We start from the raw sequence: 24234 nt of genomic DNA on the forward strand, positions 1-24234 counted from the left end.
GCACACTTGCAGTGCATGCATGATGGCGAACATCCTGTCAGAACAAAATTTTCGCCACATCCGCAAAACGCTTGGCGAAATGCACGGTAATCCCTTCCTTCAGGTAATCCGGCAACTCATCAAAGCTTCCACGGTTAGGCTCCGGCAAGATCAATTCAAAAATTTTCTGCCGCCGCGCCGCAATGACCTTTTCACGCACCCCGCCAATCGGCAAGACATGCCCGGTCAGCGTCAGTTCGCCGGTCATGGCCACGCCTTTTTTCGGCGGCTGATTGCGTGCAAGCGAAAGCAAGGCACTGGCCATGGTCACGCCGGCACTTGGGCCGTCTTTCGGGGTGGCGCCTTCCGGGACGTGCAGGTGGACGAAGGCTTCGTCGAAGAACTTCGGATCCCCGCCAAACGACTTCAGGTTGGAGCTGACATAGCTGTAGGCGATTTCCGCCGACTCTTTCATCACGTCGCCCAGTTGCCCGGTGAGTTTGAAGCCCCGGTTGAGCGTGTGAATCCGCGTCGCTTCGATCGGCAGGGTCGCGCCGCCCATACTGGTCCAGGCCAGGCCTGTGATCACACCGGTACCCGACAGCACTTGCTCGTTACGGAACACCGGATGGCCGAGTGAGGCTTCGAGGTCTTTCGGTCCGATTTTGATCACTGCTTTTGGTTCGTCGATCAACTTCACCACGGCTTTACGCACCAGTTTGCCCAGTTGTTTTTCCAACTGGCGCACCCCGGCCTCACGTGCGTAGCCATCGATCAGGGCTTTCAAGGCACTGTCACTGATGGCCAGGCTGCCTTTCGACACGCCGGCCTTCTCCAGTTGCTTGGGCCACAAGTGGCGCTTGGCAATGGCGATTTTTTCTTCGGTGATGTAACCCGACAGGCGAATCACTTCCATCCGGTCCAGCAACGGGCCGGGGATTGAATCGAGGGTGTTGGCAGTGCAGACGAACAGCACTTTCGACAGGTCCAGACGCAGGTCCAGGTAGTGGTCGAGGAATTCGACGTTCTGTTCCGGGTCGAGGGTTTCCAGCAGCGCCGAGGCCGGGTCGCCCTGGTAGCTCTGGCCCATCTTGTCGATCTCGTCGAGCATGATCACCGGGTTCATCACTTCGACGTCTTTCAACGCCTGCACCAGTTTGCCCGGTTGCGCGCCGATGTAGGTGCGGCGGTGGCCCTTGATCTCGGCTTCGTCGCGCATGCCGCCGAGGCTGAAACGATAGAACGGCCGGCCAAGGGATTCGGCGATGGATTTACCGACGCTGGTCTTGCCCACGCCGGGCGGACCCACCAACAGCACGATGGAGCCGCTGATTTCACCTTTATAGGCACCGACCGCGAGGAATTCGAGGATGCGGTCCTTGATGTCGTCCAGGCCGGCGTGGTGTTTGTCCAGGACCTTGCGCGCGTGCTTGAGGTCGAGTTTGTCCTCGCCGTACACGCCCCATGGCACCGAGGTGGCCCAGTCGAGGTAGTTGCGGGTGACCGCGTACTCCGGCGACCCGGTTTCGAGGATCGACAGCTTGTTCATTTCCTCCTCGATGCGCTTCTGCGCTTGCGTCGACAGGACCTTGCCTTCCAGACGCTGCTCGAACTGTTCGATGTCAGCGCTGCGGTCATCTTTGGTCAGGCCCAGCTCTTGCTGGATGACCTTCAGTTGTTCCTTGAGGAAGAACTCGCGCTGGTGCTCACCGATCTTGCGGTTCACTTCGGCGGAAATCTCTTTTTGCAGACGCGCGACCTCGACTTCCTTGCGCAGCATCGGCAGGACTTTCTCCATGCGCTTGAGCATCGGCACGCAGTCGAGCACTTCCTGCAACTCGCTGCCAGTCGCCGAGGTCAGGGCGGCGGCGAAGTCGGTCAGGGGCGACGGATCGTTGGGGCTGAAGCGGTTGAGGTAGTTTTTCAGCTCTTCGCTGTACAGCGGGTTGAGCGGCAGCAGTTCCTTGATCGCGTTGATCAGCGCCATGCCGTAGGCCTTGACCTCATCGGTCGGCTCGGTCGGCTGGTGCGGGTATTCGACTTCCACCAGGTACGGCGGGCGATGGTGCTTGAGCCAGGTGCGGATGCGCACGCGGGTCAGGCCCTGGGCGACGAATTGCAGTTTGCCGTTTTCGCGGCTGGCGTGATGCACCTTGACCAGCGTGCCGTAGAGGGGCAAGGCCGAGGTGTCGAAATGGCGCGGGTCTTCCTGGGGCGTGTCCATGTAGAACAGGGCCAGGGAGTGGTGATCGGATTTGCTCACCAGATCCAGCGTTTCAGCCCACGGTTCTTCATTGACGATGACCGGCAGCACCTGGGCCGGGAAGAACGGGCGGTTGTGGATCGGGATGATGTAGACCTTGTCCGGCAGGTTCTGGCCGGGCAGGGCGAGGCCTTTGCCGGTGGAGTGGTGTTCGGCGTTCTCGGGGTCGGCGTACTCGCTCGGGTCTTCGGGGAATTCTTGCTGGTCGCTCATGGGGCACCTGCGCAATGGGGTATGGGTCTTAGATGGGGCAGGTGGGGGGTGGTTTCAATGGCAGGCGATTGTCAGCGGGTATTTCGTGATCGGCGTTCAGGTTTTAACAGGCTGATTTTTGGCTGGGTGATGAATCGTGAATCGGTGCCTCTCTCTGAGGTTAGTCACTGCATACCGTGTATCGGAAAATGATCCCATCCTGTTACTTCTGACAGTTGTTAGAAATGTAAGCAAAGGATTTGATACGGCTTCCATATAAAACATTCAAGGACTCTTACCATGGCTACCAAAAATTCAATTTCTATGCACGATTCCAACGGGAAGGAAATTCCTGACGGCGCCACTGCCCCTGCAGGCGATGTAAGTTTTAGTGGTACGACGAAATCCGACGAAGAAGTTTATGTGGAGGTTGGAGATCGTAAATTCAGCTTCAGCAGTCCGGATGGACAACTTCCAGTGATTACCATTCCACTAAAGGCAGGGCGCTATACCGCGCAGTTCCATTTTGTCCACCTGGATGAAAAGCAAAGCCGCACTTTTACATTGAAGTAATTGATGATGGACTGAAGCATCAAGTCTGTCGGGGTAAAAAGACACCGCTGCGCGTATCCTTCAGCGGTGTCATCCGTTCCGTTCCGTTCCGTTGCGTCATGCGGATTCGATAATAAACGTGGCAGTCCCGCTCAAACCTTGGCGCTCACCTCGCTGCGATTGACCAATACCTCCAGTGCATCACTCAGACTCGCGGCCCTGTCGCCAACCAACAGATGCCAGACGCCGCCCTCCAATTGACTGACCCCCTGGCAACCCAGCGCCTTCAAATCACACTCTGAGAGCGCCCTGCCATCCGCCAGTTGCAGGCGAATCCGGGTCATGGCCACGCAATCCATCTGCAGCACGTTATCCCCGCCACCCAGCGCGTTCAGCCATTGCTGTGCTTCCGGCGTCGCCACGGCGGCCGGTGCAGGCGCGTCAATCGCGGCTGGCGGCGTGGAAATCACCGCGCGGCCCAGCGCCGGCATTGCCAAGCGAATCTCGTCGGCAATGCTGTCGGCCATCGGCCCGACGACCACCTGCAAACTCCCGCCCTTGCCCGGGCGCACCACGGCCATCGCGCCCAGGGCTTTCAACTCTGCATCGTTGGCCTTGGTGCGATCGACCATGTCCAGCCGCAACCGGGTGGTGCAGGCCCCCACGGTGATCAGGTTTTGCGCACCACCCAGCGCCTTGATGTACGCCCCGGCCCGTTCGTTTTCGGCCACCACCGCTTTCTCGGCCGTGGCGACCTCTTCACGGCCCGGCGTTTTCAGATTGAACCGACGAATGCAGAAATCAAACACCACGTAATAGATCACCGCATACGCCAACCCGACCGGAACCACCAGCCAGCCGTTGGTGGATTTGCCCCAGCCGAGAATCATGTCGATGAAGCCGCCGGAGAAGGTGAAACCGAGGTGGATGTTCAGCAGGTTGGTGATCGCCATCGACAGCCCCGTCAGCAGCGCATGCAGCAGGTACAAGAGCGGCGCGAGGAACATGAAGGCGAATTCGATCGGCTCGGTCACGCCGGTCAGGAACGAGGTCAGCGCCATCGACAGGAAAATCCCGCCCATGACTTTGCGCCGTTCCGGCAAGGCGTTGCGATACATCGCCAGGCAGGCGGCGGGCAGGCCGAAGATCATCACCGGGAACATGCCAGTCATGAACTGGCCGCCTTTCGGGTCACCGGCAAAGTAGCGCGTCAAGTCGCCGGTGATGACCGCGCCCGTGGTCGGGTCGGTGAAGTTGCCGAAGACGAACCACGCCATGTTGTTGAGGATATGGTGCAGCCCGGTGACGATCAGCAGGCGGTTGAACACGCCGAAGATGAAAGCGCCGAAGCTGCCGCTCTCCATCATCAAGGTGCCGAAGCTGTTGATGCCGTGCTGGATCGGTGGCCAGATCAAGCCGAAAACCACGCCCAGGCCAACAGCGGCGAACCCGGTGACAATTGGCACGAAACGCCGACCGCCGAAGAACGCCAGGTATTCCGGAAGCTTGATGTCCTTGAAGCGGTTGTACAGCGCACCCGCCATCAAGCCGCTGACGATCCCGGCGAGCATGCCCATGTTGATGCTCGCGTCGAGCACCTTGAGGGTGGAGATCATCACCAGGTAGCCAATCACCCCGGCGAGGCCGGCGGTGCCGTTGTTGTCCTTGGCAAAACCGACCGCGATGCCGATGGCGAAGATCATCGCCAGGTTAGCGAAGATGACCTGGCCGGCGTCGTGGATGATTGCGATGTTCAGCAGATCGGTGTCGCCCAGACGCAGCAACAGGCCGGCGATCGGCAGGATCGCGATCGGCAGCATCAGCGCCCGGCCGAGGCGTTGCAGGCCTTCGATGAAATATTGGTACATGGCGGATCTCCCTGGATTCTTTTTGTTGTTCAGCTCAGAGGCCATTGCTGGTGACAGGCATGACGCACAGCTGCGGCGCTGCTCAGCTTGAGCAGGCTTTGGCTGATGCGTCGGCATTCGGCGGCGTCGAGGTGACGGACGCGGTCCTTGATTTCGCCAACCTGCACCGGGCTGACCGACAGCTCGCTGACGCCCAGGCCGATCAGGACCGGCGTGGCCAGCGGGTCAGAGGCGAGCGCACCGCACACGCCGACCCAGCGCTTATGCACCGCCGCACCGGCGCAGGTCTGAGCGATCAAGCGCAGCAGCGCCGGGTGCATCGCATCGACCCGCGAAGCGAGACCCGCGTGGTCGCGGTCCATGGCCAGGGTGTATTGCGACAGGTCGTTGGTGCCGATGGACAGGAAGTCCGCATGCTCGGCCAATTGCTCGGCCAGCAACGCGGCGGCCGGGACTTCGATCATCACCCCCAGCTCCGGGCGTTCACTCACACCCAGTTCAGAGCACAAGGCGTCGAGGCGCTGGCGGATGTGCAGCAGCTCGTCGACTTCGGTGATCATCGGCAGCAGGATCCGGCAGCGCGACAGCGGGCTGACGTGCAGCAGCGCTCGCAGTTGCTCATCGAGGATTTCCGGGCGGACCTGCGCCAGGCGAATGCCGCGCAGACCGAGCACCGGATTGGCTTCGGCGGGGAGCGGCAAATAGTCGAGTTGCTTGTCGCCACCCACGTCGATGGTGCGGATGATCACCGACTTCTCGCCCATGGCGTCGAGCACGGCTTGATAGGCGCTGCGCTGTTCTTCTTCGTCCGGTGCGGTGTTGCGGTCCACAAACAGAAACTCGGTACGCAGCAGGCCGACGCCATCGGCGCCATGGGCCAGCGCGTCGGCGGCCTCAGTGCTGGAAGCGACATTGGCGGCGACTTCAATGGTCAAGCCGTCGCGGGTCAATGCCGGGTGATGTGCCTGGGCTTGTTGCTCGGCGCGGCGCTGCTGATGGTCGAGTTGTGCCTGACGCACTTGAGATAAACGTTCGGCAGTCGGCAGCAGTTCCAGGCGACCGCTGTCGGCATCCAGCACCACCGCTTGGCCCTGTTGCTGATCCAGCAGTGTCGAACCCAGCGCGACCATGCACGGCAAGCCTTTGCCGCGGGCGAGAATCGCTACGTGGGACGTTGCCCCGCCCTCGGCCATGCACACCCCGGCGACGCCTTGATGGCTCAGTTGCAACAGATCGGATGGAGTCAGTTCATGGGCGGCGACGATGGCGCCGGCCGGTACTTCGTAATGCCAGGTTTCGCCGAGCAAGGCTCGCAGCACCCGTTGCTTGAGGTCGCGCAGGTCGTTGGCGCGTTCGGCCAGCAGCGGACTGCCGAGTTGCGCAAGCACCTCGCATTGCAGGTCGATCGACTGGCTCCAGGCGTGCGTCGCGGCCATGCCCCGGTCGATGGAGGCGTTCGCCGCATCCAGCAGCGCGGGGTCTTCGAGCAGCGCGAGGTGGGCAGCGAAAATCGCTTCTTCGTCGGTACGCTTGTGCTTTTTGGCTTGGGCCAGGGTGCTGCCGATTTCGCTGCGCACGACGGTCAGCGCGGTATCGAGGGCATGCAGTTGTTGTGCGGGGTCGTGGCTGCCGGCATCCATCGGCAGGCTGATGGCGTTCAAGCGAAACAATGGCCCGCTGACCAGGCCGGGAGCGGCGCAGACACCATGCAGTACACCCGCTTCAGCCGTCCGGTTGCGTCGGTCAACCGGTGCTGGCGCAACCGCGTGACTGTCTTCGGCCAGCGCGGTGGATAACGCGATCAACAACGCTTGTAGCGCCGCTTCGGCGTCCGTGCCCTGGCAGCTGACCTGCACTTCATCCTGCTCGCCGACGGCCAGGCCCATCAGCCCGATCAGACTGTCGCAGGTCGCCGATTTACCGGCGAAGTGCAGCTGCGATTTGCTTTTGAAACCCTGAGCGGTCTGGCGAATCAGCGCTGCCGGGCGAGCGTGGAGGCCGCCGCGATGCGCGATACGTATGTGGCCGACAAACGCTTCCCCGGACAAATCCGTTTCAGCCTGCGCCCCCGGTGCCTGCCGACGAATGATGTGCAGCAACGGCTCGCCGACCTTCACTGATTTCAGCGTGATCGGCCGGGCCTGGAAGTCCTGGCTGTTGGTCAGGATCATCAGGCTGACCAGGCTTTTGCACTGCTGCGCTACCCTGTCCAGGTCATAGCGCAACAGCGGTTGGCCGTTGCTCACCCGTGCGCCTTCCTTGACCAGCATCGAGAACCCTTCGCCCTGCAACTCGACGGTGTCGAGGCCCAAGTGCAGTAGCAGTTCGGCACCGTTGTCGGCGCGCAGGGTGATGGCGTGGCCGGTGCGGGCGACATGCACCACCACGCCGGCGCAGGGCGCGTGAAGGGTGTCGTTCAGCGGATCGATGGCGATACCGTCGCCCATCGCGCCGCTGGCGAACACCGGGTCCGGGACTTTGGCAAGTGTAAGCACCGGGCCGCTGAGCGGGGCGCTGAGGGTCAGCTCTTTATTATTGTTGTGCATGGCTCGGTCTCATTAAAAATGCGGTTCTTCGCTTAGTGCGTGCGCGTCACTTTGCTTAAATGCCGTGGCTGATCCGGGTCCATGCCACGGGCGACTGCCAAACCGGCGGCCATGACATAGAAACTCTGGATCGCCAGAATCGGGTCAAGGGCGGGGTGTTCGGCGCGGGTCAGGGTCAGGTCGCGTTCGGCGATGTCATCCGGCGCGGCCAGCAACACACGGGCGCCGCGTTGGCGCATGTCGGCGGCGAGGCTGAGCAAACCCGCCTGTTCGGCGCCGCGTGGGGCGAACACCAGCAATGGATAGTTCTCGTTGATCAGCGCCATCGGCCCATGACGGACTTCGGCACTGCTGAAGGCTTCAGCCTGGATCGCCGAGGTTTCCTTGAATTTGAGCGCCGCTTCCTGGGCGATGGCAAAACCGGCACCCCGACCGATCACCATCAGACGCTGGCAATCGCGCAGTGCATCGATGGCGAGGCTCCAGTCCTGTCGGGCGGCCTCGCGCAAACCGTCCGGTAGCGCAAGGCCGGCCTCCAGCAATTCCTCGTCGTGTTTCCAGTGCGCGATCAGGCGGGCGCTGGCACTGAGGGTGGCGATAAAACTCTTGGTCGCGGCGACGCTGCTTTCCGTCCCTGCGCACAGCGGCAGGCTGAACTCACACGCGGCTTCCAGCGGCGAGCTCTCGGCGTTGACCATGGCAATGCTCAAGGCGCCGCGCTTGCGCAGCAAGCGCAGGCTGTTGACCAGATCGGGACTCTGCCCGGACTGCGAGAACGCGAACGCCACCTGCCCGCTGACCTTCAAGGGCGCTTGCTGCATGGTCACCACCGACATCGGCATCGACGCCACGGGAATCCCGAGTTGCTGCATGGTCAGGTAGGCGAAGTAACTGGCGGCATGGTCGGAGCTGCCGCGAGCGACCGTCATCGCCACTTGCGGCGGCTGACGGCGCAGGCGTCCGGCGATCTCGATCATCTGCGGGTCGAGCTGCTGCAATTGCGCTTGCACGGCTTCGAACGAGGACAGCGCCTCTTCAAGCATTTTTGAAGTCAATGTCTTCTCCTTCGACCATGACGGCGGTCAGTGTGAGTGAGCGATCAAGCCGCACGCAGTCGGCCCAGGCGCCGGGTTGCAGGCGTCCGCGTTCAGTGAGGCCGAGGTAGTCGGCGGGAAATTGCGAAAGACGTTGCGAGGCCTCGCTGATCGGCAAACCGATCTTCACCAGATTGCGCAGGGCCTGATCCATGGTCAGCGTGCTGCCGGCCAGGGTGCCGTCGGGCAAGCGCACGCCGCCCAGGCATTTGGTCACGGTGTGGCTGCCGAGTTTGTATTCACCGTCGGGCATGCCGGCAGCGGCGGTGGAATCGGTGACGCAATACAGGCACGGGATCGAACGCAGGGCCACCCGCATCGCGCCGGGGTGTACGTGCAGCAAGTCCGGAATCAGTTCCGCATATTGGGCATGGGCGAGCGCCGCGCCGACGATGCCGGGTTCGCGGTGGTGCAGCGGGCTCATGGCGTTGTAGAGGTGGGTGAAGCTGGTCGCGCCGGCGTTCAGCGCCGCCACGCCTTCCTCATAGCTGCCGAGGGTGTGGCCGATTTGCATGCGCACGCCGCGAGCGCTGAGGGCACGGATCAAGGCGTCATGGCCGGCGATTTCCGGGGCAATGGTGATGACGCGGATCGGCGCCAGCGCCAGGTACTCTTCGACTTCGGCCATCAACGCGGTGTGGGCGAAATTCGGTTGGGCTCCGAGTTTTCCGGGGTTGATGTACGGGCCCTCCAGATGCACGCCGAGCACCCGGGCGCTGCCGCCGGGACGTCGCTCACAGAATTCGCCGACGGCTTTGAGCACGCTCGAAATCTCTTCGCTTGGCGCGGTCATGGTGGTCGCGAGCAGCGATGTCGTGCCGAAACGTACGTGGGTCCGGGTGATGGTTTCGAAGGCGGTCGCGCCTTCCATGATGTCTTTGCCGCCGCCGCCGTGAACGTGCAGGTCGATGAAACCTGGCAGCAGGTAAGGCAGGTCGTTGTCTGCCGGATCACAGGGCTCGCCCTGGATCGACACGACCTTGCCGTGTTCGTGAATCAGCCGGCCGCGTATCCAGCCGCCGGCGGTGAGGATGTTGTCTTCGGACATGATCGGTTCTTGGTTTGAGCAGCGAAGCGCTTTATCTACGAAGCTCTGCGACAAAGTCGTAGTAGTCGTTGCGGCAATAGGTGTCGGTGACTTCGATCGGCGTGTTGTCTTCGAGGTAGCCGACCCGGGTCATCAGCAACATGGCGGTGCCGGGGGCGATGCCGACCAGCGCGGCGAATTCGTCCGAGGCGTTGATCGCCTGAATGTGCTGCAAGGCGCGGACGATCGGTTTGCCGATGCCGTCGAGGTATTCGTAAAGGGAATCGCCCACGGCTTGCGGCTGGGGAATGACCGAGGCGGGCAGGGTGCTCATCTCGATCGCCATCACCGTGTCGTCGGCTTTGCGCAGGCGTTTGAGCCGCGCGACCTTGTCATTCGGTGACAGGCCGAGGCGGATCAGTTCTTCGTGGGTCGGCGGGGTGATTTCACGCTCCAGCCATTGCGAACCGGGGACAAAACCCTTGAGCCGCAACATCTCGCTGAAACCCGAGAGGCGCGACAGCGGTTGTTCCAGGCGTGGGGTGATGAACGTGCCGGAGCCCTGATTGCGACGGATCAGTCCTTGATCGAACAGAACCTCCAACGCCTTGCGCGCGGTGACGCGGGAGATGCCCAGCAGTTCGCTCAGGTTGCGCTCCGACGGCATCGCCTGCTCGGCTTTCCACTGGCCGGCATGGATCGCCGCTTCCAGATTGCGCGCCAGTTGCAGGTACAGCGGCGTGGGCTGGGTGTCGTCAGGACGGAGTGCCTGGAGGTCATTCATGTGAGATGTCCGATGCGGATATTGGAATGTTGTCGCCCGGTAGTGCAGCGAAAACTAATACCACTTAAATACCATGTCAATGCCAGTACTTTGCTCTGGACGTGGGGAGGCCCGCCCCGTTGTGCGGCGTAAATGCGCTTTGGTTTCAAGTGGTATTAGGGGTGGGGTTTTTTAAAGCAAAGATCGCAGCCTTCTGCAGCGCCTGCGAGGGGGAATGGTATCTACCCTGCAGGCGCTGCCGAAGGCTGCGATCTTTTGAATTTATTTTTCGAAGGCGACCGAAGGTAGCGGTCAGAACACGAAGCCGCCAGCGATGCGATCCATTGTGGCGAGGGAGCTTGCTCCCGCTGGGCTGCGAAGCGGCCCCAAATTCTGTCTGACACCGCATTTTCTGGTTTTAGGGCCGCTTTGCGACCCAGCGGGAGCAAGCTCCCTCGCCACAGGGGGTTACGGGCGGATTTCGATCATCGTGCCGTCAGGCACCAACCCCCAGACTTCACGCATGTCCATGTTGCGCATGGCGATGCAGCCGTCGGTCCAGTCCAGCGTGTGGAACAGGTTTTCCGGGTAGTCGTAGGTGTCGGGCGTGCCGTGGATCATGATCATGCCGCCAGGCTCGACGCCTTCGCGCCGGGCGCGGGCAGAGTCGCTGACGTTCGGATAGGAAATGTGCATCGCCAGGTTGAACCGGTCACTGACCTTGCGCCAGTCCACCCAGTAAAACCCCTCGGGCGTGCGCTTGTCGCCTTCCATCAGCTTGGCACCCTTGGGCTGTTTGCCCAGGGAAATGCGGTAGGTGCGCAGCGGTTTGCCGTCGGCGATCAATTGCAATTGATGGGCGGATTTGAGCACCAGTACTTTTTCGATGGATTTGCCATCCAGGGTGACCACGGTGGACGCCTGGGACACGACAGCGAACGACAGGCAAAACAGGGCAAGCAACCAGCGCATTGAAACGATATCCCTAAGAGTGTCGCGACTATATTAGTTATAGATGTCTTTGCAGGAGCTGCCGCAGGCTGCGATCTTTTGGCGACCTGCAGAAGTTCCGAATTGAAATCAAGTAATGGCAGGCTGAGCAAGTGGCGGGATCGACTCGGACCGTACGGGGTAGACCTCGGTCCGCCGGTCAGCGAAGAAGCATTCTAAGGTACGGCCCACCGTGCGGAAAGCCAGGTCGGACCACGGGATGTCAGCTTCGTCGAAAAGTCCCACTTCCAGGCTCTCGGGGCCGGCGGAAAAATCCAGGTCGACCAGTTCGGCGCGGAAGAACACATGCACCTGACTGATGTGCGGCACGTCGATGAGCGTATAGATGCTCAGGTTGCGTACCCGCGCACAGGCTTCTTCAGCCGTTTCGCGAATGGCCGCCTGCTCGATGGTTTCGCCGTTCTCCATGAAACCGGCGGGCAGGGTCCAGTAACCGAGCCGTGGCTCGATGGCGCGTCGGCACAGCAACACTTTCGAGCCCCAGGTCGCCACGCAGCCGGCGACGATATTGGGGTTCTGGTAGTGAATGGTGTGACAACTGTCACAGACAAAACGCAGACGCGAATCGCCTTCCGGAATGCGTTGGGCCACCGGGTTGCCGCACTGACTGCAAAATTTCATGCTTGGGTTCCTGAATGCTGCGCCTATCTTGGCGTGCGGCGGTGTCTGTCGGCAAGTTGTCGTTTCGCGACACGCGGCAGTTCGGGGGTTGGGCGGTCGATGTGATTGGTGCATGATGCGAGGTAGAGAATAAATCGAGAAGACTCATGCTGGACGAGATACTGCATCGAGTAAGCAACCACACCCCCCGCACTTTGGAAACCGACAAGCGTTTCCCTGAGGCTGCGGTACTGGTGCCCATTACTCGCAGTGATGAACCGGAACTGGTTCTGACCCTGCGCGCCAGCGGGCTCTCGACCCATGGCGGTGAAGTCGCCTTCCCGGGCGGACGACGGGACCCCGAAGACCCTGACCTGATTTTCACCGCACTGCGCGAAGCCGAAGAAGAAATCGGCTTGCCGCCGGGGCTGGTCGAAGTGATCGGCCCGTTGAGCCCGCTGATCTCCCTGCACGGCATCAAGGTCACCCCTTATGTCGGCGTGATTCCGGATTTCGTCGAGTACCTGGCCAACGACGCCGAGATCGCTGCGGTGTTCAGTGTTCCCTTGGAGTTCTTCCGCAAGGACCCTCGTGAACATACCCACCGTATCGATTACCAGGGCCGCAGCTGGTACGTGCCGAGTTATCGTTATGGCGAGTACAAGATCTGGGGCCTGACGGCGATCATGATCGTCGAGTTGATCAACCTGCTCTATGACGCCAAAATCAGCCTGCACCAGCCGCCCAAGAATTTTATCAACACCTGAAGCCATCATATGGCGTGAGACGCGGCTGCCTGAGCCTTGAGGACAACAAGATGAAATACCGCCTGGGCGACGCCCGCGTCGAGACCCACCCACAGAGCTGGGTCGCCCCCAACGCCGTGCTGGTGGGCAAGGTCAAACTGGAAGAGGGCGCCAACGTCTGGTTTAACGCCGTGTTGCGTGGCGACAATGAACTGATCCTGATCGGCAAGAACAGCAACGTCCAGGACGGCACTGTGATGCACACCGACATGGGTTACCCGCTGACCATCGGCACCGGTGTAACCATCGGCCACAACGCCATGCTTCACGGCTGCACCGTGGGTGATTACAGTCTGATCGGCATCAATGCGGTGATTCTCAACGGCGCGAAGATCGGCAAGAACTGCATCATCGGCGCCAACTCTCTGATCGGTGAGGGCAAGGAAATCCCGGACGGTTCGCTGGTCATGGGCTCGCCTGGCAAGGTCGTGCGCGAACTGACCGAGCCGCAAAAGAAAATGCTGGAGGCCAGCGCTGCACACTATGTGCATAACTCGCAGCGTTATGCCCGCGATCTGGTCGAGCAGGAAGAATGAGCACGCCAGAACGCCCGGTCCTATCGCCCTGCGTGAATATCTGTGCGCTGGACGACGATGACATTTGCACCGGGTGTCAGCGCTCCGTGGAAGAGATTACGCGCTGGAGCCGGATGAGCAACGAAGAGCGCCGGGTGGTGTTAGGGTTGTGCCATGAACGGGCCAAGTCCAGCGGATTGCTCTGGATGCTGCCTCCCAGATCCGATTCCTGAGCCTTGTTGGTTTCTTTGCTCAACGAGGTCCTTGTGGCGAGGGAGCTTGCTCCCGCTGGGCTGCGAAGCAGCCCCAAACGATCTCTGACACCGCATTCGCTGATTTCAGGGCCGCTTCGCGCCCCAGCGGGAGCAAGCGCCCTCGCCACAGGTTATTTGTAAACCCGAAATGGTAATCTGTGCGCCAAATTGACAGGTATCCCCCCGCCCCATGTTCTTCCTGATCGCCTACATCAGCAGCGTCGTACTGATCAACTACGCCTTCTCCACCGCGCCGCACCTGGACATCATCTGGTCCGCCTGGGGCGGTTTGGTGTTTGTGCTGCGCGACATGGTGCAAACCCGCTTCGGCCATGGTGCGATCGTGGCCATGCTGGCGGCGCTGGTGCTGTCGTACGTCACGTCCGATCCTTCCATCGCACTGGCCAGTGCCACGGCCTTCGCCGTGTCCGAATGCATCGACTGGCTGGTATTCAGCATCACCAAGCGTCCGCTGCACGACCGCCTGTGGATAAGTTCGGCCCTGAGCATTCCCCTCGATACCTTCATCTTTTTCTGCATGATCGACGCCTTCACCCCGGCCGTGATCCTCACCGCCATGGGTTCGAAGTTCGCCGGCGTGACTGCAGTGTGGCTGATCATGGCCTGGCGCTTGCGCAAACAGGCTGTCGCCAGCTGAAGCCAAACCCTCAGGTTCATGTAAAATGCCGCGCTTTCTCCCCATGGGAAGCGTGCCAGGCACTGCTCCCTCGATGATCCGCTCCTTTGAGGACCTGAGATGACCCGTATCGGAACTCCATTGTCGCCAACCGCGACCCGCGTATTGATGTGTGGCTGTGGTGAGTTGGGCAAGGAAGTGGTAATCGAGCTGCAACGCCTGGGCGTTGAGGTGATTGCCGTCGACCGTTACGCCAACGCGCCGGCCATGCAAGTCGCTCATCGCAGCCATGTGATCAACATGCTCGATGGCGCCGCCCTGCGTGCAGTGATCGAAGCCGAGAAACCGCACTTCATCGTGCCGGAAATCGAAGCCATCGCCACCGCGACCCTGGTCGAACTGGAAGCCGAAGGCTTCACCGTGATCCCGACCGCGCGCGCCGCGCAACTGACCATGAACCGTGAAGGCATCCGTCGCCTGGCGGCTGAAGAGCTGGGCTTGCCGACGTCGCCGTACTACTTCGCCGACACGTTCGAGGATTACAGCAAGGCCGTTCAGGATCTGGGTTTCCCGTGTGTGGTCAAGCCGGTCATGAGTTCGTCGGGCAAAGGCCAGAGCCTGCTGCGCAGCACCGACGATGTGAAAACCGCGTGGGACTACGCACAAGAAGGCGGCCGCGCCGGTAAAGGTCGCGTGATCATCGAAGGCTTCATCGACTTCGACTACGAAATCACCCTGCTGACCGTGCGTCACGTCGGTGGCACCACATTCTGCGCGCCGGTCGGTCACCGTCAGGAGAAGGGCGACTACCAGGAATCCTGGCAGCCGCAAGCCATGAGCCCGGTTGCCCTGGCGGAATCCGAGCGTGTGGCCAAAGCGGTCACTGAAGCCTTGGGCGGTCGTGGTCTGTTTGGCGTCGAGCTGTTCATCAAAGGCGATCAGGTGTGGTTCAGCGAAGTCTCGCCGCGTCCGCACGACACTGGCCTGGTGACCCTGATTTCTCAGGACCTGTCACAGTTCGCGCTGCACGCGCGGGCGATTCTGGGGCTGCCGATTCCATTGATCCGTCAGTTCGGGCCTTCGGCTTCGGCAGTGATCCTGGTGGAAGGGCAATCGACCCAGACCGCCTTCGCCAATCTGGGTGCTGCGTTGAGCGAGCCGGATACGGCGTTGCGTCTGTTTGGCAAGCCTGAGGTGAATGGCCAGCGGCGGATGGGTGTGGCGCTGGCGCGGGATGAGTCGATCGAGGCTGCTCGCGCTAAAGCGACCCGTGCTTCTCAGGCTGTTGTCGTAGAGCTGTAAACCGAGGCGCGACTATCGCCAGCAGGCTGGCTCCCACATGGAGAATTGGTCTACACAAATCTGTGACCAATCAATAGCCCTGTGGGAGCCAGCCTGCTGGCGATGCTTCGGATTCAGGCAACCCGATTCAAATCGTTATGCCGCGTCTCTTTCAGGCACAGCACCGCAATCAGACTCAGCACCGCCGCCCCCGACACATACCCGCCGACATAACTCAAACCGCCCATCGCCACCAGCTTCTGCGCAAAGAACGGCGCTGCCGAGGCTCCGACAATGCCGCCCAGGTTGTAGGCCGCTGACGCGCCGGTATAGCGCACGTGTGTCGGAAACAGCTCCGGCAGCAGCGCCCCCATCGGCGCGAACGTCACGCCCATCAGAAACAACTCGATGCACAGGAACAGCGCCACGCCCCAGGTCGAGCCTTGGGTCAGCAGCGGCTCCATCAAGAATCCGGACAGAATCGCCAGAACTCCCCCGATGATCAGTACCGGTTTGCGTCCATAACGGTCACTGGCCCACGCCGACAGCGGCGTCGCTGCGGCCATGAACAGCACGGCGAAGCACAGCAGCGCGAGGAAGGTTTCGCGGGTGTAGCCGAGCGTCGACACGCCATAACTCAGCGAAAACACCGTCGAAATGTAAAACAGCGCGTAGCACACCACCATCGAGCCCGCGCCCAACAGCATCGGTGCCCAATACTGGCTGAACAGCTCGACCAGGGGGATCTTGACCCGTTCCTGACGGGCCATGGCATTGGCGAAAACCGGGGTTTCGTGGAGTTTCAAGCGTACATACAGGCCGACCATCACCAGGGCGGCGCTGAGCAGGAACGGAATTCGCCAGCCCCACGAACGGAACTGTTCATCGTCCAAAGTCATTGCCAGCGTCAGGAACAAACCGTTGGCGGCGAGAAAGCCGATCGAAGGGCCGAGCTGTGGAAACATGCCGAACCAGGCGCGCTTGCCCTTGGGCGCATTCTCCGTCGCCAGCAATGCCGCGCCGCCCCATTCGCCGCCCAGCCCCAAACCCTGGCCGAAGCGCAGCACGCAGAGCAGGATCGGTGCCCAGGCCCCGATGGCGTCGTAACCCGGCAGCACGCCGATCAGCGTGGTGCACACGCCCATCAGCAGCAAGGAGGCGACCAGCGTCGATTTGCGCCCGATGCGGTCACCGAAGTGGCCGAACAGCGCGGAGCCCAGCGGTCGAGCCAGGAAGGCGATACCGAAGGTGAGAAACGCCGAGAGCATCTGGGCGGTGCCGGAGGTCTGCGGAAAGAACACCGGCCCGATCACCAGTGCCGCGGCAGTGGCATACACGTAGAAGTCGTAGAACTCGATGGCGGTGCCGATGAAACTCGCGGTCGCCACGCGGGTAGCGGAGTTCGTCGGTTGGGCGGGCGTGGTTTCGGTGTAAGTCGTGCTGGTCGTCATGCGGTTATCCCTGACAGTCATGTGCCCCAGTGGAGCGAATTATTATGGTCGAACACCCAGGGATGTGGGTTTGAAGCGAAGTGCGGGTAGCACGGGGGTGGGGCGGGGCTTGGGTAAGCTGGATCGATTATAGGAAGGAGGCTAACGATCAAACAAGGGCCAGAGGCGGGTGATGGCTTTCGTGGCGAGGGAGCTTGCTCCCGCTCGGGCGCGCAGCGGCCGCAAAATGGCTGGATGCGTTTTATCAGGATAATTCTGCTGTTGTGATTGGGTCTGCTTTGCAGTCCGGCGGGAGCAGCTCCCTCGCCACGGAGGTCTGAGTCAGGCCTTAGATAACAACCGGCACCGAGCTGGTATGCCAGATCAAAACCCGAGTGACGCGATTGTCCTCGGTCTCCAGAATCTCCAGCCGGTAACGCCCGATCTTCAGGCACACCGCGCTGTCCGGAATCGTCTCCAGCGCCTCGGTCACCAGCCCGTTAAGGGTTTTCGGGCCATCACTGGGCAAGTGCCAGCCGAGGCTTTTGTTCAGGTCGCGAATCGATGCCGCACCATCGATCACCAGGCGTCCGTCGGCCTGCGGATGAATGTGCGGGTTGTGCAGGCTGTGCTGGCTTTCGAATTCGCCGACGATTTCTTCGAGAATGTCTTCCAGGGTGACGATGCCCAGCACCTCGCCGTACTCGTCGACCACCATGCCCAGGCGGCGCTGTTGCTTGTGGAAATTCAGCAGTTGCAGCTGCAGTGGCGTGCTTTCAGGTACGAAATACGGGTCGTGACACGCGGCCAGCAGTGCTTCGCGAGTGAGTTGGCCATCGGGCAGCAGGTGGCGGATCTGTCGGGTGTTGAGCACCGCCTCGACCTGATTGATGTCGCTGTGGAAAACCGGCAGGCGCGTGCGCCGATTGGCCCGCAGCTGTTCGATGATCTCTTCGATCGAGTCGTCGAGGTTGATTCCGTCGACATCACTGCGCGGCACCAGAATGTCGTTGACCGTAATGTTGTCCAGCGCATGGATGCCCGCCACCGGATGCGGGCGACAGACAGGGTGTTCAAGGTCGTCGCGACGATCATTCGGCGTTTCGTCTTCGCTCTGCTGCACCACGTTGGCTTTGCGCGCAAACGGTCGCATCAGCAACTGGCTGGTGCCATTGAGTAGCCAGGCGGCCGGGTAAATGATTTTCAGTGGTGCGCCGAGCAGGGTGTTGCCCAGGGACAGGATCGCGTCAGGGTAGCGGCTGGCGAGGGTGCGAGGCAGGTAGTCGGCGAATATCAGAAGAATCACGCCGGCGCCGACGCAAGCCGCCCATGGACCATTTTCGGCCCAGGTGAAAATCGCCAGCAAGGTGCTGATGACCACCACTAGCGCGCGGCACAGGGTGTTACAGAAAATCAGGCTGTTGAGCGGAAAACTCAGCCTCGCCACCGGCTTGTCACTGGCGCGCGAGGCCGTGCGTTGGGCCAGCAAGTGCTGATGTGCCGCTTCGATGGCGGTGAACAGCCCCGCCCATAAAATCAACAGGGCCACTACAGCGAGCATCGGCCCTATGGGCAAGTCGTCCATTAATGCCGCCCGTCAGATGTGCAGGATGTATTCACGGACCAGCTTGCTGCCGAAATACGCCAGCATCAGCAGGCAGAAACCGGCGAGGGTCCAGCGAATGGCCTTGTGTCCGCGCCAGCCGAGGCGGTTTCGACCCCATAGCAGCACGCTGAAGACAATCCAGGCCAGGCACGCCAGCAGGGTTTTGTGCACCAGATGCTGGGCGAACAGGTTGTCGACAAACAGCCAGCCAGAGATCAGTGACATCGACAACAGCGTCCAGCCGGCCCAGAGGAAACCGAACAGCAGGCTTTCCATGGTTTGCAGCGGCGGGAAGTTCTTGATCAGTCCGGACGGATGCTTGTGCTTGAGTTGATGGTCCTGAACCAGCAACAGCAAGGCCTGGAACACCGCGATGGTGAACATGCCGTAAGCCAGGATCGACAACAGGATGTGCGCGAGGATGCCCGGCTCTTCGTCGATGATCTGCACCGTACCGGCCGGGGCAAACTGCGCCAGCAGCACGGTCGCGGCGCCCAGCGGGAACAGCAATGTCAGCAGGTTTTCCACCGGGATCCGCGAGCAGGCCAGCAGGGTCAGGGCGATGACCGCGGCGGCGATCAGGCTGGCGGCACTGAAGAAGTCCAGGCCAAGGCCTATGGGCGTCAGCAGGTGGTTGAACAGGCTGGCGCTGTGAGCCAGCACGGCCAACACGCCGAGCGTCACCAGCAGGCGCTTGTTCGCCTTGGCGCCGGTGGCCAAGCGAGTGCCTTGATAGAGGGTCGCAGCGGCATATAAGCAGGCGGCGGCGAGAGTGGTCAGTAAACTGGGTGACAAGGGGAGCATAAATCCTGTTAGGCAAGCCCGAAAGGCGCTGAGTTTGGCATAGAACCGACGCGTCACGAAAGTGCGAGGTGTCCGCCAGTCGCAGTCTTCGCTATAATCCGCGACCTGCCCACGCCGCAGGCTCGCCGAGCACATGTTGATTCCGGTCTGGGCCGCCATTATCCCGGTCTACACAGGGCCTGAAAGGATCGCGCAATGTTTGAAAACTTAACCGACCGTCTCTCGCAGACGCTGCGCCATGTCACCGGCAAGGCCAAGCTGACCGAGGACAACATCAAAGACACCCTGCGCGAAGTGCGTATGGCGTTGCTCGAAGCCGACGTCGCCTTGCCGGTGGTGAAGGACTTCGTCAATTCGGTCAAGGAACGCGCCGTCGGCACCGAGGTGTCGCGCAGCCTGACGCCGGGCCAGGCCTTCGTGAAGATCGTCCAGGCCGAACTCGAAAGCCTGATGGGCGCGGCCAACGAAGACCTGAACCTGAGCGCCGTTCCGCCCGCCGTCGTGTTGATGGCCGGTTTGCAGGGTGCGGGTAAGACCACCACCGCCGGCAAACTTGCGCGCTTCCTTAAAGAGCGCAAGAAGAAGTCGGTCATGGTCGTGTCCGCGGACGTTTACCGTCCTGCGGCAATCAAGCAGCTGGAAATGCTCGCCGGTGAAGTGGGTGTTACCTTCTTCCCGTCCGACCTGAGCCAGAAGCCGGTCGAGATCGCGCAAGCGGCCATTAAAGAAGCAAAGCTCAAGTTCATTGATGTGGTCATCGTCGATACCGCCGGTCGCCTGCACATCGACGAAGAGATGATGGGCGAGATCAAGGCGCTGCACGCCGCGATCAACCCGGTCGAAACGCTGTTCGTGGTCGACGCCATGACCGGCCAGGACGCCGCCAACACGGCCAAGGCCTTCGGCGATGCACTGCCGCTGACCGGTGTGATCCTGACCAAGGTCGACGGCGACGCCCGTGGCGGTGCCGCGCTGTCGGTTCGCGCCATCACCGGCAAGCCGATCAAGTTCATCGGTATGGGCGAGAAGAGCGAAGCGCTCGAACCGTTCCACCCTGAGCGTATCGCGTCGCGCATCCTCGGCATGGGCGACGTGCTCAGCCTGATCGAACAGGCTGAAGCGACTCTCGACAAGGACAAGGCCGACAAACTGGCCAAGAAGCTGAAGAAGGGCAAGGGCTTCGACCTCGAAGACTTCCGTGATCAGCTGCAACAGATGAAGAACATGGGCGGCCTCGGTGGCCTCATGGACAAACTGCCGAATATCGGTGGCGTGAACCTGGCGCAGATGGGCAATGCCCAAGGTGCGGCAGAGAAACAATTCAAGCAGATGGAAGCCATCATCAATTCCATGACCCCGGCCGAGCGGCGCGACCCTGAGCTGATCAGCGGTTCGCGCAAGCGCCGGATCGCCATGGGTTCCGGGACCCAGGTGCAGGACATCGGTCGCTTGATCAAGCAGCACAAGCAGATGCAGAAGATGATGAAGAAGTTCTCCGCAAAAGGCGGAATGGCCAAAATGATGCGCGGCATGGGCGGTATGTTGCCCGGCGGCGGCATGCCGAAAATGTAAAAAATCCGCGCCGGCAGTCATGTCGGCGCAGACCCGCAGGGATGCGGGATCTCCAGCAAACCCGCACTTGGCGGGAGCTGACTGGCCGTTTTCAACGACGGCTCTATAGCAAATCTGGATGGCGGCCGATAGACCGCCGGAAAAAGTCATTTGCAAAAGTCCGGATATTCCTTAGAATATGCGGCCTTTCGGGCACCTATGCCCGCTGTGCCTTTAGATTTGCAGCACCGACTACAGGAACGATGTTCACATGCTAACAATCCGTCTTGCCCTTGGCGGCTCCAAAAAGCGCCCGTTTTACCACTTGACCGTAACCGACAGCCGCAACCCGCGCGACGGTTCGCACAAGGAACAGGTTGGTTTCTTCAACCCTGTTGCTCGTGGTCAAGAAGTTCGTCTGTCCGTGAACCAAGAGCGCGTAGCCTACTGGCTGAGCGTTGGTGCACAACCTTCTGAGCGCGTTGCTCAGTTGTTGAAGGAATCTGCTAAGGCTGCGGCCTGAGCAATATGAACGCGACGCCAGCTGTTGCTGATGATTTGATCGTTATCGGCAAAATTTATTCTGTTCATGGCGTTCGCGGCGAAGTGAAGGTGTATTCCTTTACTGATCCAATCAAGAACCTGCTGGACTACAAAACCTGGACGCTCAAGCGTGACGGCAATGTAAAGCAGGTCGAGCTGGTCAGCGGACGCGGGAATGACAAGTTCCTGGTCGCAAAGCTCAAGGACCTCGATGATCGTGAAGAAGCTCGTCTTCTGGCCGGTTATGAGATCTGCGTGCCGCGCAACCTGTTCCCTGAACTGACCGACGGCGAGTACTACTGGTACCAGCTGGAAGGTCTCAAGGTCATCGACACCCTCGGGCAACTGTTCGGGAAGATCGATCACCTGCTGGAGACCGGCTCGAACGATGTCATGGTGGTCAAGCCTTGCGCTGGCAGCCTGGATGATCGCGAACGCCTGTTGCCCTATACGGAGCAATGCGTGTTGGCCATCGACCTGGCAGCAGGCGAGATGAAGGTGGATTGGGACGCGGACTTCTAAACGTGGCTAATTTGCGCGTAGAAGTGATCAGTTTGTTTCCCGAGATGTTCTCCGCCATCAGCGAGTACGGCATCACCAGTCGGGCGGTGAAACAGGGGCTCTTGCAGCTCACCTGTTGGAATCCGCGAGACTACACGACGGATCGACATCACACTGTGGATGATCGCCCATTTGGCGGTGGTCCGGGCATGGTGATGAAGATCAAGCCCCTGGAAGATGCTCTGGTTCAGGCCAAGGCAGCAGCCGGGGAGGCGGCGAAGGTGATTTACCTGTCCCCCCAAGGCCGTCAACTGACTCAGTCGGCGGTACGCGAGTTGGCGAATCTGGATGCATTGATCCTGATTGCCGGCCGCTATGAAGGCATTGACGAGCGTTTTATTGATGCTCATGTCGATGAAGAGTGGTCGATTGGCGACTATGTACTGTCTGGCGGCGAGCTGCCGGCGATGGTCCTGATCGATGCGGTTACACGACTGCTGCCTGGAGCTTTAGGGCATGCGGACTCCGCCGAGGAAGATTCCTTTACGGATGGTTTGCTGGATTGCCCGCACTACACCCGACCGGAGGTGTATGCGGATCAGCGTGTTCCCGACGTATTGCTAAGTGGCAATCACGCGCACATCCGGCGTTGGCGTTTACAGCAGTCCCTTGGTAGGACCTTTGAACGACGCGCCGATCTTCTGGAAAGCCGCTCGCTTTCTGGAGAAGAGAAGAAGCTGCTCGAGGAATACATCCGCGAGCGGGACGATAGTTAACAACGTATCGATGGTAGATCCGACGATTTACCTTAGGAGCACAGCATGACTAACAAAATCATCCTTGCACTCGAAGCAGAGCAGATGACCAAAGAAATCCCTACCTTTGCCCCGGGCGACACCATTGTCGTTCAGGTGAAAGTGAAGGAAGGCGACCGTTCGCGTCTGCAAGCGTTCGAAGGTGTTGTTATCGCCAAGCGTAACCGCGGCGTAAACAGTGCTTTCACCGTTCGTAAAATCTCCAACGGTGTTGGCGTAGAGCGTACTTTCCAGACCTACAGCCCGCAAATCGACAGCATGGCCGTTAAACGTCGCGGTGACGTACGTAAAGCCAAGCTGTACTACCTGCGTGACCTGTCCGGTAAAGCAGCTCGCATCAAGGAAAAACTGGCTTAAGTCCAGCTTCCGATGCAGAAAAAAGCAGCCTACGGGCTGCTTTTTTGTTGTCTGCGATTTATCTTCCATGGCCGTACTGTCGGTCTTGCCTGAGCCTTTATGCCCGCCATCGATCACCCACTGATAGACCAGTTTCTCGACGCGCTGTGGCTGGAGAAAGGTCTCTCCGATAACACCCGGGATGCCTATCGCAGTGACCTGGCCCTGTTCAACGGCTGGTTGCAGGAGAAGGGGCTGGAATTGATCAACGCCGGCCGCGAATTGATCCTCGATCACTTGGCCTGGCGTCTGGAGCAGAACTACAAACCCCGCTCCACCGCGAGATTTCTCTCGGGCGTGCGTGGCTTTTATCGCTACCTGCTGCGGGAAAAGTTGATCGCGGTTGATCCGACCTTGCGCGTCGATATGCCTCAACTTGGCAGGCCGTTGCCAAAATCTCTGTCGGAAGCAGACGTGGAAGCGCTGTTGAAGGCTCCGGACTTGAGCGAGGCGATCGGCCAGCGAGACCGCGCCATGCTGGAAGTGCTTTACGCCTGCGGCCTGCGGGTGACGGAGCTGATCAGCCTGACGCTGGAGCAGGTCAACCTGCGCCAGGGCGTGTTGCGAGTGATGGGCAAGGGCAGCAAGGAGCGGCTGGTGCCGATGGGCGAGGAGGCGATTGTCTGGGTCGAGCGTTATATGCGCGACGCCCGTGGCGAACTGCTCGGTGGACGTCCCAGCGATGTACTGTTTCCCAGCCAGCGCGGCGAGCAGATGACGCGCCAGACCTTCTGGCACCGTATCAAGCACCAAGCCAAGGTCGCCGGAATCGGCAAATCACTGTCGCCGCACACCCTGCGCCATGCCTTCGCCACGCACCTGCTCAACCATGGCGCCGATTTGCGGGTGGTGCAAATGCTCCTCGGCCATAGCGATTTGTCGACCACTCAGATCTACACCCACGTCGCCCGTGCGCGTTTGCAGGATCTGCATGCCAAACACCACCCGCGCGGATAGTCGTTTCCCAATGGATGAGCGGTGGCCTCTGTGGCGAGGGAGTTTGCTCCCGCTGGGTCGCGCAGCGGCCCCAAAACCATATATATCGGTCATTCAGAAGCATCGGGTGTCCGTTCAGCGACTGCTGTGCCCGGGCGCGGATCGGTCGACGGGAGCAAGTGAGTATTGCCAAATTGCACCGTGAGATGTCCTGCGTCACCCGCATTCGGCCCCACGGGCCTTATGTGGTAGGCTTTGCCGGTT

The 24234-nt window shown here is 60.7% G+C and carries 23 protein-coding genes; 12 read left to right on the top strand and 11 right to left on the bottom strand.

The window, feature by feature from the left end; all coding sequences use genetic code 11:
• Nucleotides 1-37: 37 nt before the first annotated feature.
• Nucleotides 38-2455 (bottom strand): endopeptidase La, encoded by a 2418-nt coding sequence (lon, locus tag ACM1ZW_RS14460; RefSeq protein ID WP_414879464.1) that lies wholly within the window; start codon nucleotides 2453-2455, stop codon nucleotides 38-40.
• A 279-nt stretch (nucleotides 2456-2734) separates the two neighbouring features.
• On the opposite strand from lon, the gene ACM1ZW_RS14465 reads away from it, so the two are divergent.
• On the top strand, nucleotides 2735-3007 hold the full coding sequence (locus ACM1ZW_RS14465; protein ID WP_416740751.1) for a hypothetical protein: 273 nt from the start codon (nucleotides 2735-2737) through the stop codon (nucleotides 3005-3007).
• Nucleotides 3008-3138: 131 nt separating this feature from the next.
• Here ACM1ZW_RS14465 and nagE read toward each other — a convergent pair whose 3' ends face one another.
• The 7 genes from nagE to ACM1ZW_RS14500 all read right to left on the bottom strand — a co-directional run bounded on the left by nagE (nucleotide 3139) and on the right by ACM1ZW_RS14500 (nucleotide 11916).
• Nucleotides 3139-4854 carry an N-acetylglucosamine-specific PTS transporter subunit IIBC gene (gene nagE, locus ACM1ZW_RS14470; RefSeq protein ID WP_414883111.1) on the bottom strand — a complete coding sequence of 572 codons (1716 nt, stop codon included), beginning with the start codon at nucleotides 4852-4854 and terminating at the stop codon, nucleotides 3139-3141.
• Between the two features lie 29 nt (nucleotides 4855-4883).
• Complete coding sequence (gene ptsP / locus ACM1ZW_RS14475) at nucleotides 4884-7400, bottom strand: phosphoenolpyruvate--protein phosphotransferase (RefSeq protein ID WP_416740752.1); 2517 nt, start codon at nucleotides 7398-7400, stop codon at nucleotides 4884-4886.
• Between the two features lie 32 nt (nucleotides 7401-7432).
• Nucleotides 7433-8443 carry an SIS domain-containing protein gene (locus ACM1ZW_RS14480; RefSeq protein WP_017340279.1) on the bottom strand — a complete coding sequence of 337 codons (1011 nt, stop codon included), beginning with the start codon at nucleotides 8441-8443 and terminating at the stop codon, nucleotides 7433-7435.
• Complete coding sequence (gene nagA, locus ACM1ZW_RS14485; protein WP_414883108.1) at nucleotides 8436-9542, bottom strand: N-acetylglucosamine-6-phosphate deacetylase; 1107 nt, start codon at nucleotides 9540-9542, stop codon at nucleotides 8436-8438. The genes ACM1ZW_RS14480 and nagA overlap by 8 nt, the downstream gene beginning before the upstream one ends.
• Nucleotides 9543-9573: 31 nt before the next feature.
• Entirely contained in the window at nucleotides 9574-10305 is a 732-nt protein-coding gene (locus ACM1ZW_RS14490) for a GntR family transcriptional regulator (protein ID WP_416740753.1), read from the bottom strand.
• A 447-nt stretch (nucleotides 10306-10752) separates the two neighbouring features.
• Nucleotides 10753-11256 carry a L,D-transpeptidase family protein gene (locus ACM1ZW_RS14495; protein WP_017340276.1) on the bottom strand — a complete coding sequence of 168 codons (504 nt, stop codon included), beginning with the start codon at nucleotides 11254-11256 and terminating at the stop codon, nucleotides 10753-10755.
• Between the two features lie 108 nt (nucleotides 11257-11364).
• Nucleotides 11365-11916, bottom strand: coding sequence for an NUDIX hydrolase (locus ACM1ZW_RS14500; RefSeq protein ID WP_017340275.1), 552 nt, complete (start codon nucleotides 11914-11916; stop codon nucleotides 11365-11367).
• Between the two features lie 146 nt (nucleotides 11917-12062).
• Here ACM1ZW_RS14500 and ACM1ZW_RS14505 point away from each other — a divergent pair, with 146 nt between their 5' ends.
• The 5 genes from ACM1ZW_RS14505 to purT all read left to right on the top strand — a co-directional run bounded on the left by ACM1ZW_RS14505 (nucleotide 12063) and on the right by purT (nucleotide 15409).
• A complete protein-coding gene (locus ACM1ZW_RS14505; protein ID WP_017340274.1) occupies nucleotides 12063-12662 on the top strand; it encodes a CoA pyrophosphatase in 600 nt (199 codons plus the stop codon).
• A 50-nt stretch (nucleotides 12663-12712) separates the two neighbouring features.
• Nucleotides 12713-13237 carry a gamma carbonic anhydrase family protein gene (locus ACM1ZW_RS14510; protein WP_007954617.1) on the top strand — a complete coding sequence of 175 codons (525 nt, stop codon included), beginning with the start codon at nucleotides 12713-12715 and terminating at the stop codon, nucleotides 13235-13237.
• Nucleotides 13234-13449 (top strand): DUF1289 domain-containing protein, encoded by a 216-nt coding sequence (locus ACM1ZW_RS14515; RefSeq protein ID WP_017340273.1) that lies wholly within the window; start codon nucleotides 13234-13236, stop codon nucleotides 13447-13449. Before ACM1ZW_RS14510 ends, ACM1ZW_RS14515 begins: the two co-directional genes overlap by 4 nt.
• Nucleotides 13450-13660: 211 nt before the next feature.
• Complete coding sequence (locus ACM1ZW_RS14520) at nucleotides 13661-14128, top strand: preQ0 transporter (protein WP_416740754.1); 468 nt, start codon at nucleotides 13661-13663, stop codon at nucleotides 14126-14128.
• Between the two features lie 99 nt (nucleotides 14129-14227).
• A complete protein-coding gene (gene purT, locus ACM1ZW_RS14525) occupies nucleotides 14228-15409 on the top strand; it encodes a formate-dependent phosphoribosylglycinamide formyltransferase (protein WP_414879469.1) in 1182 nt (393 codons plus the stop codon).
• A gap of 113 nt (nucleotides 15410-15522) precedes the next feature.
• On the opposite strand, the gene ACM1ZW_RS14530 is transcribed toward purT, so the two are convergent.
• From ACM1ZW_RS14530 to ACM1ZW_RS14540, 3 genes are all read right to left on the bottom strand, one after another.
• Nucleotides 15523-16839 (bottom strand): MFS transporter, encoded by a 1317-nt coding sequence (locus ACM1ZW_RS14530; RefSeq protein ID WP_414883105.1) that lies wholly within the window; start codon nucleotides 16837-16839, stop codon nucleotides 15523-15525.
• Between the two features lie 328 nt (nucleotides 16840-17167).
• Nucleotides 17168-18403, bottom strand: coding sequence for a transporter associated domain-containing protein (locus ACM1ZW_RS14535; protein WP_414879470.1), 1236 nt, complete (start codon nucleotides 18401-18403; stop codon nucleotides 17168-17170).
• A gap of 12 nt (nucleotides 18404-18415) precedes the next feature.
• Nucleotides 18416-19228, bottom strand: coding sequence for a cytochrome C assembly family protein (locus ACM1ZW_RS14540; RefSeq protein ID WP_017340268.1), 813 nt, complete (start codon nucleotides 19226-19228; stop codon nucleotides 18416-18418).
• A gap of 195 nt (nucleotides 19229-19423) precedes the next feature.
• Between ACM1ZW_RS14540 and ffh the strand changes: the two genes are divergently transcribed.
• The 6 genes from ffh to xerD all read left to right on the top strand — a co-directional run bounded on the left by ffh (nucleotide 19424) and on the right by xerD (nucleotide 23991).
• Nucleotides 19424-20800, top strand: a complete 1377-nt coding sequence (ffh, locus tag ACM1ZW_RS14545) for a signal recognition particle protein (protein WP_017340267.1) — start codon at nucleotides 19424-19426, stop codon at nucleotides 20798-20800.
• A gap of 250 nt (nucleotides 20801-21050) precedes the next feature.
• Nucleotides 21051-21302, top strand: a complete 252-nt coding sequence (rpsP, locus tag ACM1ZW_RS14550; RefSeq protein WP_003198088.1) for a 30S ribosomal protein S16 — start codon at nucleotides 21051-21053, stop codon at nucleotides 21300-21302.
• Between the two features lie 5 nt (nucleotides 21303-21307).
• Nucleotides 21308-21844, top strand: coding sequence for a ribosome maturation factor RimM (gene rimM, locus ACM1ZW_RS14555; protein ID WP_017340266.1), 537 nt, complete (start codon nucleotides 21308-21310; stop codon nucleotides 21842-21844).
• 44 nt (nucleotides 21845-21888) lie between these two features.
• Complete coding sequence (trmD, locus tag ACM1ZW_RS14560; protein WP_230427586.1) at nucleotides 21889-22599, top strand: tRNA (guanosine(37)-N1)-methyltransferase TrmD; 711 nt, start codon at nucleotides 21889-21891, stop codon at nucleotides 22597-22599.
• A gap of 45 nt (nucleotides 22600-22644) precedes the next feature.
• Complete coding sequence (gene rplS, locus ACM1ZW_RS14565) at nucleotides 22645-22995, top strand: 50S ribosomal protein L19 (protein ID WP_003175895.1); 351 nt, start codon at nucleotides 22645-22647, stop codon at nucleotides 22993-22995.
• A gap of 99 nt (nucleotides 22996-23094) precedes the next feature.
• Nucleotides 23095-23991 carry a site-specific tyrosine recombinase XerD gene (gene xerD, locus ACM1ZW_RS14570; RefSeq protein ID WP_008025604.1) on the top strand — a complete coding sequence of 299 codons (897 nt, stop codon included), beginning with the start codon at nucleotides 23095-23097 and terminating at the stop codon, nucleotides 23989-23991.
• The last annotated feature ends 243 nt before the right edge of the window (nucleotides 23992-24234 follow it).

It is taken from the genome of Pseudomonas sp. NFX71 (assembly GCF_048079215.1).
Lineage (GTDB): Bacteria > Pseudomonadota > Gammaproteobacteria > Pseudomonadales > Pseudomonadaceae > Aquipseudomonas > Aquipseudomonas fluorescens_B.